This window comes from Flavobacterium fluviale (genome assembly GCF_003312915.1).
GTDB classification, from domain to species: Bacteria; Bacteroidota; Bacteroidia; order Flavobacteriales; family Flavobacteriaceae; genus Flavobacterium; species Flavobacterium fluviale.
Map to the genome: position 1 here is coordinate 3,937,893 of NZ_CP030261.1, position 14,017 is coordinate 3,951,909.

At 35.3% G+C, this 14,017-nt stretch carries 7 protein-coding genes; all 7 read left to right on the forward strand.

Features of this window, described 5'->3' with window-relative positions:
* Position 1: 1 nt before the first annotated feature.
* The 7 genes from HYN86_RS17110 (at position 2) to HYN86_RS17140 (ending at position 13,889) form a co-directional block, all read left to right on the forward strand.
* Positions 2-664 carry a bifunctional 4-hydroxy-2-oxoglutarate aldolase/2-dehydro-3-deoxy-phosphogluconate aldolase gene (locus HYN86_RS17110; protein ID WP_113679143.1) on the forward strand — a complete coding sequence of 221 codons (663 nt, stop codon included), beginning with the start codon at positions 2-4 and terminating at the stop codon, positions 662-664.
* A 131-nt stretch (positions 665-795) separates the two neighbouring features.
* Complete coding sequence (locus tag HYN86_RS17115) at positions 796-1,608, forward strand: SDR family oxidoreductase (protein ID WP_113679144.1); 813 nt, start codon at positions 796-798, stop codon at positions 1,606-1,608.
* 31 nt (positions 1,609-1,639) lie between these two features.
* Positions 1,640-2,824 (forward strand): mannonate dehydratase, encoded by a 1,185-nt coding sequence (gene uxuA, locus HYN86_RS17120; protein ID WP_113679145.1) that lies wholly within the window; start codon positions 1,640-1,642, stop codon positions 2,822-2,824.
* Positions 2,825-3,035: 211 nt separating this feature from the next.
* The gene (locus tag HYN86_RS17125) at positions 3,036-4,664 is read left to right on the forward strand and encodes a DUF4955 domain-containing protein (RefSeq protein ID WP_113679146.1); all 1,629 of its coding nucleotides are present in this window, start codon (positions 3,036-3,038) and stop codon (positions 4,662-4,664) included.
* Positions 4,665-4,904: 240 nt separating this feature from the next.
* On the forward strand, positions 4,905-8,993 hold the full coding sequence (locus tag HYN86_RS17130) for a two-component regulator propeller domain-containing protein (protein ID WP_113679147.1): 4,089 nt from the start codon (positions 4,905-4,907) through the stop codon (positions 8,991-8,993).
* A 360-nt stretch (positions 8,994-9,353) separates the two neighbouring features.
* Positions 9,354-12,356, forward strand: coding sequence for a SusC/RagA family TonB-linked outer membrane protein (locus HYN86_RS17135; protein ID WP_113679148.1), 3,003 nt, complete (start codon positions 9,354-9,356; stop codon positions 12,354-12,356).
* A 12-nt stretch (positions 12,357-12,368) separates the two neighbouring features.
* Positions 12,369-13,889, forward strand: a complete 1,521-nt coding sequence (locus HYN86_RS17140; RefSeq protein WP_113679149.1) for a RagB/SusD family nutrient uptake outer membrane protein — start codon at positions 12,369-12,371, stop codon at positions 13,887-13,889.
* The last annotated feature ends 128 nt before the right edge of the window (positions 13,890-14,017 follow it).

Below are 14,017 nucleotides of genomic sequence, written 5' to 3' on the forward strand. Positions count from 1 at the left end.
CATGAGTACAATTCAGAATTCTATTGATGTGATTATAAAACAAGGAATGCTTCCCTTATATTTTAATGCTGATGAAAATAAAAGTATCGCTGTTTTAAAAACACTTTACAACGTGGGAATTAGAGCCGTGGAATATACAAGCAGAGGTCCTGAAGCTCTTTCTAATTTCAAGAAATTAATTGAAATTAGAAACACTGAAATGCCTGGAATGCTTTTAGGAATTGGTACAATTAAAAATTTAGAGCAGGCTGAAACCTATTTCTCGGCTGGAGCTAACTTTTTTATAAGTCCGGGTTTTGTTCCTGAAGTAGCTTCATTTTTAATTGGTAAAGAAGTCTTATACGCGCCTGGATGTATGACCCCAACTGAAATTATTGCTGCTGAAAATGCCGGAGTTCAATTCATCAAACTTTTCCCTGGAAATATTTTAGGACCAGACTTTATGAGCGGTATCAAAGATGTTTTTCCAAACTTAATTTTTATGCCGACTGGAGGTGTTGATACTACCCGTCAAAGTATTGAAACTTGGTTTAATGCCGGAGTTTCTGCTGTGGGAATGGGAAGTAAATTAATCAGTAAAAAAGTTATGGAGTACGAAGCTTACGATACAATCGAAAAAGAGACTAAAAGAGTTCTAGATCTGATTGGAACAATAAGAGGTTAAGTTTTCAAATTCCAATTTTTGAAATACCAAATTCCAATTAAGAACTTAAAAATTAAACTAAATATTAATCATACTTTATTTTTCAAATTGAAATTTGGATTTTAAAGTATTGCATTTTAAACAACTAAATAATGGATTCAATATTCAATCTAAAAGGCAAAATTGCACTTATAACAGGCGGTGCTGGAGTATTAGGAAGCAACTTTGCAAACGTATTGGCTAAACAAGGTGTTGTTGTTGGAATCGTTTCTCAATCGCTGGAAAAAGCGGAGAAAACTGTAGAAAACATAGAAGCAAATGGTGGTCAGGCATTTGCTATTCAAGCGAATGTTTTAAACAAAGAAGAATTAGAAAAGGCAAAAGATTTTATCGTAGAAAAATACGGTCGTCTGGATATTCTAATTAATGCTGCCGGAGGAAATATGCCTGGCGCGACAATTCAGCCCGACCAGGCTATTTATGATATGAAAACGGATGATTTACAAAAGGTTGTCGATTTGAATATTATTGGAACTATGCTTCCAACTCAGGTTTTTGCGGAGCTTTTTGCTAAGCAGAAATCAGGAAATATCATTAATATTTCATCGGCATCGGCACAAAGACCTTTGACTAGAGTTGTAGGTTATTCGGCTTCAAAAGCGGCAATTGATAACTTCACACAATGGATGGCAGTTGAACTGGCTCAAAAATATGGCGAAGGAATTCGTGTAAACGCTATATCTCCAGGATTTTTTATTGGAGAGCAAAACCGCGCTTTATTATTAACTCCAGAAGGAAAACTAACTCCACGCGGCGAAAAAATCATCGATCATACACCAATGGGAAGATTTGGAACACCAGAAGATATCGATGGTGCTTTATTGTTTTTATGCAGCGACATGTCAAAATTCGTAACTGGAACAATCTTAAAAGTAGACGGAGGTTTTGCTGCTACTAGTATTTAAAAAATAATTCTCAAAAATAATACATATTAAAATGGAACAAACATTAAGATGGTTCGGACCAAATGACCCTGTTTCTTTACAAGATATTGCACAAACGGGAGCAACCGGAATCGTAACTGCATTACACCATATTCCAAATGGAGAAGTTTGGAGCATCGAAGAAATCATTAAAAGAAAAGTCGAAATTGAACACGAAAACGGCGACCCTAAAAAAGGTGCTTCTGGTTTAACTTGGTCGGTTGTGGAGAGTATTCCGGTTCATGAAGACATTAAAAAACAAACTGGAAATTACCTTCAATACATTGAAAATTATAAAGAAAGCATTCGAAATCTGGCTTTATGCGGCATAAAATGCATCTGCTATAATTTCATGCCGGTTTTAGACTGGTCAAGGACTGATTTATCGTACACGGTTGAAGACGGTTCAAAAGCTTTACGTTTCGATATTAATGCTTTTGCTGCTTTTGAATTGTTTATTTTAAAAAGACCAGGCGCAGAAAAAGAATATTCTGAAACTCAGATTCAAAAAGCAAAAAGCTATTTTGAAGCCATGACAGATGAAGATAAGGTAAAATTACAACGTAATATTCTAGCAGGTCTTCCAGGTGCCGAGGAAGCTTATACCGTTGAAGATTTCTTAGTTACTTTAAGTGCTTATAATCATATTGACAGACAGGCTTTAAAAGATAATTTATTTTACTTTTTACAGCAGATTATTCCAGTTGCCGAAAGCAAAGGTGTCTTAATGGCAATTCATCCAGACGATCCTCCTTACCCAATTTTAGGTTTACCAAGAGTAGTAAGTACGGAAGAAGATTTAGTCGAATTAATGGGTGCAGCTCCTTCTCCATCAAACGGATTTACAATGTGTACAGGTTCTTATGGTGTTAGAGCCGATAACGATTTACCTGGAATTGTAAGACGTCACGGCGATAAAATGAATTTTATTCACTTAAGAAGTACACAAAGAGATGAAGAAGGAAGTTTCTACGAAGCCAATCACCTTGAAGGTGATGTTGATATGTACGAAGTGGTAAAAGCAATTTTAGAAGTCGAAAAAAGAAATAACAGCAAGTTACCAATGCGTCCAGATCACGGTCACCAAATGCTGGACGATTTAAAGAAAAAAACAAATCCGGGTTATTCTGCTATTGGCCGTTTAAGAGGCTTAGCAGAATTGAGAGGACTTGAATTGGGAATTAAGCGATCTTTATAATTTGCTTGCCACGAAGGCGCTAAGACGCGATTTATTTTTAAGCCACAGATTAAAAGGATTAAAGAGATTTTTTTACGCAGATTTGGCAGATTTAAGAAGATTATTTTTGAATAAATTATCTGCTTAAATCTGCGTGAAAGAAAAAACTTCGCGCCTTCGCGCCTTCGCGGCAAGCAAAAAAAACTAACTAACCACACAACCACAAAAAACCATGATTCGTCTAGCCATAACTATCTTTTGCAGCCTTGTTGTAAATATTACAATGGCGCAGGAATTACCCAAAATTCTATCTCAAAAAACCAATTACCTTCCAGATTTTAGCTATGCAGGTTATCATCTTGGAGAAAGCAAACTTCCAGAAAATGAAGGAAAAATTATTAACGCAGTTGATTTTGGCGTAAAAGCAAATGATAATCTAGACGATTCAAAAGCATTACTCAAAGCTTTACAAGCAGCAAACGCAGTCGATGGAAATGTAATTTTACAATTACCCGCAGGCCGAATTATTCTAAGCGATATTCTCTACATCGAAAGAAGTAATTTTGTGCTTCGCGGTACAGGTTCCAACGAAAAAGGAACTGAAATCTACTGCCCAAGACCGATGATGTATCTAAAAGATCCTGAATCTCTAGCGGAACTTCGCGAATACCTAACCTCTTTTGATAAAAGACAATGCGAAACCGAAAACAATATTGACTTACCTTTTTCGCAATATGCATGGTCGGGAGGTTTTATCTGGACACAGATTCCGAATGAACGTGTGAAATCTTATTTGGATAAATATGAGCCCGAACCTAATGTGTTAGCAAAAGTCAGTTCGGGAAAAATGGGCGAATTTATCATCAATGTTTCTCAATTGAATAATTTAAAAGTCGGCGATATTGTCGAATTGCAGTTGTTCAATAAAGATGGGGAAAACGGCGAAATTATAAAAGATTTATATCAAGGCGCAAAAGTCAAACCTGGTTCGCATCATTGGAAATTTCCAAAACTTCCAATTGTCAGACAGCAAGTTGAAATCGCTAAAATATATGGTTCTAAAATTACTTTAAAAACACCTTTAACCATTTCGATAAAGCCAAGTTACCAAGCACAACTCGTCGAATGGAAACATTTAAATGAAGTCGGAATCGAACATCTTAGGTTTACTTTTCCGGATATTCCGAGAGTCGCGCATCACGTTGAACCGGGAAATAATGCCATTTTCTTAACACGCCTTTTTAACAGCTGGGTAAAAAACGTCAAAATTACCAATGCAGACAGCGGTATTCTAGCCGAAGAAGTTTCTAATGTAACCGTTCAGGATATCATTACAGATGGACCACATTTATCACATTATACCGTAACTTTGGGAGGCGTTCATAATGTTTTAGTCAAGAACTTAAAAATACACAATAAAGCAATTCACCCGTTGAGCTTCAATACTTTTTCTACCAAAAATGTGTATCAAAATTGTGAGATTTTTGAAGACGCTCTTTTAGACCAGCATTCGGGAGCAAATCATCAAAATTTGTTTGATAATATTACTGTTCATATTACTGCTGATAAAAATAACAGCTTTTATTTATTTGGCGGCGGCGGTGCTGATTACTGGAAACCATCGCACGGACCTTTCAGTACTTTTTGGAACTTAAATGTTCAAGTTTCAAACCCAGATCAGGCTAAACCTGTTTTATTGTACGGAATGAAAGACGGTGCTTTCGCCAGAATCATTGGCGTCCACGGAAATACGAAATTTGAAATCAAATACGATGTCGATCCTTATATTGAATTTTTGAATACGGAAATAGAAAAAATTCCTTCGCTATATGAATATCAATTAAAAAAGCGATTAGAATAATTTCAAAAAGTCATTAAAAAACAAGGTTTTACTTGTTCATTCTAATCATTAATTAAGAATAGTTTGTCATTTCAATCCCGAGGCTTCGGGAGAGAAATCTTCGTAAGCTGCTCCGTATAGGATGTTGCCAATCTTTGTAGAGCTACCAGTGGAGATTTCTCCTTCGTCGAAATGACATAAAATGAGAAAAACCTTTGAACCTTTGCCCCTCTGAACCTCTGAACCTTAAAAAAAAACGCTATGAAATTCAAAATAGCTCTTTTGTTTATCGTATTTATCAGCGGAAATTTGTTTTCCCAAAATAAATACCGTCTTAAAAACATTTCTACGACCGACGGGCTTTCCCAGAGTTCTGTTATTGCCATTCATCAGGATAAATTTGGGCAGATGTGGTTTGGTACGCGTGACGGATTGAATAAATACGATGGCAGCCGATTTACTATTTTTAGAAATGATACCAATGATAAATCGTCTATCAGCAACAATGATATCTTGGCAATTGAAGAAGATAACTCTGGAAAAATCTGGGTGGGAACTTACAATGGGTTAAACTGTTATGATCCTGTTTTGAATAAATTTACAAGATATCTGCATACCAAAGCCAATCACACCATAAGTAATAATGCCGTTTGGAGCATTCGGGAAATTGGCGGCGAAATGTGGTTTGGAACTTCAAAAGGATTGACGATTTACAATAAAAAATCTGGATTATTTACTTCGGTTTTCCATTCAGACGATGATGCTTCTACCCTTCCGAGCAATAATATTTTAAGTATTCTAAAAACCAAAAGAGGCCAAATTTGGATTGGAACCACAAAAGGTTTATGCCAATTAGTAAATCGAAAAAATGGTAAATTTCAATTTAAAAATTATCCGCTGAATAATTTTGATTTATTAAATGTGCAGTCGGTTATTGAAGATAAAAATGGTAATTTATGGATTGGAACAAAAACTAAAGGTCTATTAAAATTCGATCAAAAACAGAAATCTTATGTTTCTTTTTTGGATAATGAAAAGTTCAAAGAAATTAATACAGACATTCGATCTTTAGCAATTGACAATCAAGGTTCTTTATGGATTGGGGCTTATGACGGAATCTATATTTTAGGTTTGGATAAAAGTCTGCAGAAAATAAATAACAGTAATAACAGCAACGGAATCGACAAAGTAAAGTCACTTTTTAAAGACAAAAAAGGTTCTATTTGGATTGGCTGTTATTATAAAGGAGTCAATCTTTGGGACGTTTCCAATGTCAATTTCTCTAATTACAATCAGAATTCAAAAAAGATTCCGTTGAGTTTTGATGTCGTGAGTTCTATCATTGCTGACAAGAATCAGAATATTTATTTTGGGACAGAAGGCGGCGGCATTACCATCTATAATAAAAATACAGAAACCACAAGCTACATCAACAGCAAAACTGGCCAAGGCAATAAGAATGACATTAAATCGATGTGCCTTTCTGACGATCGTATTTTATGGATTGGTACTTTTTCTAAAGGATTATCTGCTTACAATACGATTACGAAAAGAATTGAAGACAATCGAATTGCTTCAGATTTAACCGATTTATTGAAAGAAACCGGCGTATATTCTCTTAAAACAGAAGGCAGTATTTTGTGGATTGGAACTTTTGGAAAGGGATTAATTCGCTATAATACAACAGATAAAACGTTTCAGCTAATTGGAAACGACAATACAAAATCTGTTTTTCTGACCAATAATATTATCCGAACTATTTTAGTCGACAAACAAAATTTTCTTTGGATTGGAACCCAAAACGGACTGAACCGCATTCCTTTACGAAATTTTAGTCCGAAGCAATATGCAATTCAGCATTTCTTCTACGATCATTCCTCTTTATCCGGCGATGATATTTTGACTTTGTTTCAGGATTCTCAAAACAAAATCTGGGTTGGAACAAAAGCAAAAGGACTTCACTATTTTGATGGAAAAAAATTCAACCGTATCAATCTCAGAATTGGAAATACTATAATAACTTCTATACATTCTATTTTAGAAGATGATGATAAAAACCTATGGATCAGCACCAATCAGGGAATTATCAAATACAATACAAATCAAAAAAACATTGTTATTTACGATCAAAAAGATGGATTGGCAAGTAATGAATTCAATGATAATTCAGCTTTAAAATTAAGTTCAAATCAATTTTATTTCGGAAGTCCGTCTGGCGCGACTTATTTTGATGCATCCAAAATTTCCTTAAATCAATATGCGCCGCAGGTTTTAATTACCGATTTAAAAATTAAAAATGAAACCATAAATCCAGGCGATTCAGCTGAAATTTTAGAGAAAAGCATTGGTTTTACCCAAACAATTACACTGGATTATGATAAGGCCAATTTCTCGATAAACTTTGCGATTCCAAATTACATTCGATCCAAAAACAATCAATACAGTTACCGTTTAACGGGTTTGGAAAACAACTGGACAATTACAAAAAATTCAGAAGCCAACTTTGCCATTCAAAATCCGGGAACTTACACTTTTGAAGTCCGCGGTGCCAATAACGACGGCATTTGGAACAAAACTCCAACAATACTTACCGTAATTGTAAATCCAGCTCCTTGGCGCAGTATTTGGGCATTTTTGGTGTACGGAATTATAATTGGTTTAGGATTATACGGTTTGATTTGGATCATGAAATCGAAAGCCAGATTGAAACAAAAACTCGAATTGGAATATCTGGAAAGCAAACGTGTAGAAGAAAACAACCGTGCAAAACTGGATTTCTTTACCAATATTTCGCACGAATTCAGAACGCCTTTAACATTGATTTTAGGTCCGTTACAGCAAATTCTGGCCGATTATAACGGAACGAACGAAATGTACAAAAAGCTTTTAGTAATTGAAGGTAGCGCGAATCATTTGCTAAGCTTAATTAACAGATTAATGGATTTTAGAAAACTCGAAAACGATCAGGCAACGCTGGAATCTGCAAACGGAAACATTGTAAAATTCACCAAAGAAATCTTTTTATCGTTTATAGAATATGCCAAAGACGGCGGTTACGAGTATACTTTTGAATCTGATGATGAAGAAATTCTGGTTTATTTTGACCGATACAAACTCGAACGTGTTTTTTATAATTTGATTTCGAATGCGTTTCGATATACACCAAAAGGCGGTTCAATCAACATTAAAATAAATCACGACCAAGATAATCTTTTTATTGCTGTGGAAGATTCTGGAGTAGGTATTTCGGAAGAACACATCGATAAAATTTTTGATTTGTTTTTTGAAATTCCGATGCACAATCAAGTTCAAAAAAACTACAATAAAGGAACTGGAATTGGACTTTCGATTGTAAAAAACATTGTAAAACTGCACAAAGGAAATATTGATGTAAAGAACAAACCAACTGGCGGTGTTATATTTAAGGTTACACTTCCGCTTGGGCGAAACCATCTTTTAGACAGCGAAATTATTCCCGATTTTAAAATCAGTGATGATATTGCACAATATACTGCACAATTAGAACCATCGGAAGTAATCGAAAACGAAGACCTAGAAGATTTAATTGTAAACGAAGAAAAACAAACGATTTTAATTGTTGAAGATCACAAGGTTTTGAGAAAATTCATGAAAAACCTGCTCAAAAAAGAATATAATATAATTGAGGCCGAAAACGGAAAAATCGCTTTTGAAAAAGCACTAAAATTTGTTCCAAATTTGATTATCAGCGACGTTATTATGCCAGAAATGGTAGGAACAGAACTTTGCTCGAAAATAAAAGAAAATCTTAAAACCAGTCATATTCCTGTTATCCTTCTGACTTCCAGATCATCATTAGTTTATAAATTTGAAGGATTGGAAAGCGGTGCAGATGATTATATCAGTAAACCATTCAATTTAATGGAATTCAGACTTCGCGTTAAAAACATTTTGAACACTACTGAACGTTTAAAAATCAAATTTTCAAGCGAAGACAATTTTATTCCGTCAGAAATCACAGTTTCTTCTTTGGATGAGGAGTTATTAAAAAAAGCATTTAAAATTGTAGAAGAAAATATTTCAAACGAACAATTTGACATTCCGTTCTTCTGTTCAGAATTAGGTGTCAGCCGTACCATGTTATTTCTCAAAATCAAAGCTTGGACCAATTGCACACCAAACGAATTCATTCACGAAATAAGATTAAAACGCGCTGCTCAATTATTAGAACAAAACAAACTAAATGTTTCAGAAGTGAGCTATAAAGTCGGATTTAATAATCCGAAATACTTCAGCAAATGCTTTCAAAAAAAATATGGAGAAACGCCGTCGCAATATGCAGATAAATTTTATAAAAAGTGTGAAATGTGAAAAGTGAAATGTCAGATGTCAGATGTGAAAATTTGAATTACTAGATGTGAACATCTTTTACTTCTTACTTTTTACTTTTTACATTTCACATTTCACATTCCCACATTTCACATTTCACATTTCACATTTTCACACCATACATAAACAATCCGCATTTTTAAAGGCTTAAAAAAGGGTATCTGTATTTTTAGATACCCTTTTTTGTATTTCTATTTCTTTTTTGGCTTCTACATTTGCCATATGAAAATCAAAAAAACAAACTTCTTATTACTGCAGATTCTGTTTGTCATTGTGATCATCGGAATGAGTTTATTGCTTTTCTACTTTATCTAACTTATTAACCTTAAAACCAAAAAATGAATGTTTACAAACCAAAAAAACAAACCGTTTAAATGGTGTTTACTGGTATCTTTTTTACTGGTAAATTTCATGATGAATGCGCAGGAAAGAAAAATTACCGGAAAAGTTACTTCGAGCGAAGATTTACTCGGACTTCCTGGGGCGAATGTCTATATTAAAAACTCATCTGTCGGTGCATCTGCAGATATGGACGGAAATTATACTGTTATTGTTTCAGAAAAAAATGCTGTTTTAGTTTTCAATTTTGTCGGATTTCAAACCGTCGAAATTCCAGTAGGAAACAAAACTGTTATCAATGTAAGCTTAAAACCAGATACAAAAGCTCTTGAAGAAGTAATTGTAGTGGGTTACGGAACACGTAAAAAAAGTGATATTACTGGTTCTGTATCTTCTGTAACAGCAAAAGAATTAACTGCATATCCACTTTTAAATGCAGAACAAGCGTTGCAGGGTCGTGCAGCGGGTGTTTCTGTAATGACTAATAATGGTGGTGAACCCGGTGCTCCAGTGAAAATCAGGGTGCGTGGCGGCACTTCTATTAATGCCAGCGGTGATGCACTTATTGTAGTTGATGGTTTTGCAGGTGTTTCGATGCCGGCGCCTCAGGATATTGCCTCTATTGAGGTTTTAAAAGATGCTTCGGCTACTGCAATTTACGGATCTCGAGGTTCAAACGGGGTTATCATGGTAACGACTAAAAAAGGAAAACCAGGAAAACCTGTTATTGAATTTAGTAATTCTACTTCGATACAATCGGTAAATAACCAGCTGCAATTATTAAACGCCGATCAGTTTGCAGCGTACAGACAAAGTTTCACCACGCATACGCAAGGTCCAGCAAATTCAAACTGGCAGGACATAATTTATCGTGACGGAATGATTTCGAATACACAATTGTCATTCTCTGGTGGTTCAGAAAACGTGAGATATTATGTTTCTGGAACTTATTTCAACCAGAATGGAGTTGTAATTAATTCAGGAATTGACAAATACACAATTGTAAGTAACCTGGAAGCTGATTTGTCTCCAAAATTAAAAGTCGGTTTAAATACTTTTACAAGTAAACAAAACAAAGAAGGAATTATCAGCCAGACAGGAGCTGGAGGAACTGGTGCAGCGGGCGTAATTGCGGCGGCGTACAGATTTATGCCCGACAAAGGAATTTACAATGCTGACGGAACTTACACGACAACAGCTCCAATTGGAGATGATATTGACAACCCTTACGCTACGGCAATGGAAAATATTCTGGAAACGGTTTCTATAGTAAACAGAAATAATTTCTTTGCACAATATCAAATTACAAAAGATCTTGACTTTAGAACTACTTTAGGTTTAACCGATAATAATTCGCAGACAGGAAGATTTATTCCTTCGACTTTAATTGCTGGAAAAAATATCAAAGGAGAAGCTTCTGTAAACAATACCAGATTTTCTTCTTTCCTAACAGAAAACTATCTGACTTTTAAACGTGAAATTATTGAAAAAGGAATTTTGACAGTTCTTGGCGGCTATTCCTACCAAAAAAATAAAAATGAAAGTTCGTATGCTGCTTCAAGAGGATTTTTAACCAATACCAATTCGTATAGAAATTTAGGCGCTGGGACTGTGTTTTTAAAACCAGATTCTAATTTATCTGAAACGGAATTAATTTCTGCTTTCGGAAGGTTGAATTTTGATTATGACGATAAGTATTTACTAACTTTTACAGCCAGACGAGACGGTTCTTCAAGCTTTAGTAAAAACTACAAATACGGAACTTTTCCTTCTGGTGCAATTGGATGGAACATAGGAAAAGAGAATTTCCTAAAAGACAGTAAAACGGTCTCTAATCTAAAATTAAGAGCGAGTTATGGAGCAACAGGAAATCCTTCAATTGGCGCCTACTCTACTTTATCGCGATTCTCTGAAATTTATGATGTGAGCGGCGACGTAATTGTAAATGCGGTACAATTGACTTCTTTGGATAATCCGAATTTGAAATGGGAAACTTCTTATCAGCAGGATTACGGAATTGATTTAGGTTTGTTTGATAACCGAATCAGTATTACGGCTGATTATTATAAAACAATTACCAAAGATCTATTGTTTAACAGACCATTACCTGGAATTTCAGGAATTGCTTCGCAGCTTCAAAACGTTGGAGAATTAGAAAATAAAGGATGGGAATTAGGAATCAACACTAAAAACTTTATTGGTGCAGATTTTACTTGGTCAACAAACTTTAATATTTCTTCCAACAAAAATAAAGTACTAAAACTAGCTGATAATAAAGACCTTTTGATCAATTCTGCTCCAGGTCACTTCCTAGCAACAGAGTCTCAAATCTTGCGAGTTGGCCAGCCGGTTGGCTCTTTCTTCGGATTTATTTATGATGGTGTAATTCAGCAGGGAGAACCAGTATTGCCAGGAAATTTTGAAACTGTGGCCGGAGGCGAAAAATTCAGAGATGTAAATGGCGACGGAAAACTGGATTCTCAAGATAAAACAATCATCGGAAATCCAAATCCAGATTTCATCTTTGGATTCAACAATGATTTCACTTATAAAAATCTGGATTTGAATATTTTCTTCCAAGGTTCTCAAGGCAATCAAATCTTAAACTATACTTTGATGGAACTGGCTTCTGGAAATAACAATGCTACAACGGAGGTTTTAGATGCTTGGACACCAACAAATACAGAAACAAATGTTCCTGCAAATGCTGCCAGAACCAAAAGAATCACTTCTAGATTTGTTTATGATGGAAGCTACATTCGTTTGAAAAACATCTCTTTAGGATACAGTTTAGATGAAAAAATTGTTTCGAAAATGGGATTAAGTAAAGTTCGTTTTTACATCAGTGCACAAAACCTTTGGACGATTACAGATTATCCCGGTTCAGATCCTGAAACGAATTACTTAAACGACACCAATTCAAGAAGTAATACCAATTTAGGATTGGATTATGGAGGATATCCCAACGTGAGAACATTTACAGCAGGATTTAATGTAAAATTTTAATCTAAAACCACTATGAAAAAATATATAGCTCTTCTTTGCTTAGGAACAATGACTTTCTTCAGTTGTTCTGATCTGGAAGAAAAACCAGTAGGAATTATTCGCCCAGATAACTTTTTTAACAATACAGACGATTTACAGGCCGCTGTAAACGGAGCCTTTGCCAATATTGCCCACAATAATTATTGGGGAAGAGAATTTACAATTGCCCTAATGCTTCGCGATGACATGGCAGATATTGGCGACAGAACCACACAGGCTGCGCGTATCGATGTAAATGATATGAGTATGAACGATACAAATGCGCTTGTGGCAAACTTTTGGCCGCAGTCGTATGTAATAATTACCGCAGCCAATCAAGCGATTGAAGGTGCTAAAAAAACACCAGGCGATCCTGCAAAAGTAAATGCTATAGTGGCTCAGGCATATTTTGCGAGAGCTTTTGCTTATTATCATTTGGTACGTCTTTTTGGAGATATTCCGTATATCGATTTTGTTGTAAATGATGTGGCGCAGGTAAATTCCCTTAGTAAAACAAAAGAAGCAGATGTTTACCCAAAAATCATTGCCGATTTAGAATTTGCAAAACAATGGCTGGAGGATAAACCAAAAGTAAAAGCAGTTCCAGGAAAAGGTACAGCAGCAGGTTATTTAGCTTCTGTATACCTGACTTTAGGCAATTATCAAAAAGCATATGAGGAAGCAAAATTTGTTATTACAAACGAAGCTAAATTTGGTTTAGGCCTTGATGCTGATTTTCAGGATTTATTTAATGCCACAAAAACAGCTTCATTAAAAGAGCCACTTTTTACAATCGATTTTAACAACTTAACCTCTGGAAATTACGGTCAGGATTATACGGCGTTTTTTACTGGTTCATTGAAAGATGACAGTTACAGCTACGGACAAGGATTCTCTGTTGCCGTTCCTTCTTTAAAAGTATTTCAAACTTGGGATCAAAGAGATTATAGAAGAGCTGTAAGTTTTGATACGATTATCAGAAAGAAAACTGGTCCAGGCGGTTCATTGCAAGTTTATCCTTCAAGCGATAACGAAAAAGCGCCGCGACCGCACATTGCCAAATATTTCCGTTTCCCAGGAAAAGCAGGTGCAAACGGAAGAACTTCGCAGCACAATTATATTACAATGCGTTTTGCAGAAGTTTTATTAACGGCTGCCGAAGCTTTAAATGAAATCAATCCTGGAACAACTGAAGCTGATGGCTATGTAAACCGTGTTCGTGCAAGGGCGAGAAACAAAGCTGGAAAACTGGTTTCATTTCCTGCAAACGTTACACCTGGATTGTCTCAGTCAGATTTCAGAAAAATGGTTATTGACGAAAGAAGATTAGAATTAGCGTTTGAGTACATCAGATGGTACGATATTAAGAGACTAAAAAATGGTCCTGAAGTATTTGGTCAAAATGGTTTAGAACCGCATGCTAATTTTGATCCAAACAGAGATTATCTATGGCCATTGCCAGGAACAGAATTGGCTATTAATCCGAATCTAAAACCAAATAATCCTGGTTATTAATATTGCACGCGGATAAAATGGATTTGCTATCGCAAAAACGCGGATAAACGGATTTTTTTATTACGTCACGCGTAATTGGTTTCCCGCAGATCTTGCAGATTTAGCAGATAAAGTAAAAAAAAAAACTG

Coding starts and splice junctions, on each gene's coding strand:
- HYN86_RS17110 (WP_113679143.1), top strand. CDS start 2: ATGAGTACAATTCAGAATTCTATTGATGTGATTATAAAACAAGGAATG.
- HYN86_RS17115 (WP_113679144.1), top strand. CDS start 796: ATGGATTCAATATTCAATCTAAAAGGCAAAATTGCACTTATAACAGGC.
- uxuA (WP_113679145.1), top strand. CDS start 1,640: ATGGAACAAACATTAAGATGGTTCGGACCAAATGACCCTGTTTCTTTA.
- HYN86_RS17125 (WP_113679146.1), top strand. CDS start 3,036: ATGATTCGTCTAGCCATAACTATCTTTTGCAGCCTTGTTGTAAATATT.
- HYN86_RS17130 (WP_113679147.1), top strand. CDS start 4,905: ATGAAATTCAAAATAGCTCTTTTGTTTATCGTATTTATCAGCGGAAAT.
- HYN86_RS17135 (WP_113679148.1), top strand. CDS start 9,354: ATGTTTACAAACCAAAAAAACAAACCGTTTAAATGGTGTTTACTGGTA.
- HYN86_RS17140 (WP_113679149.1), top strand. CDS start 12,369: ATGAAAAAATATATAGCTCTTCTTTGCTTAGGAACAATGACTTTCTTC.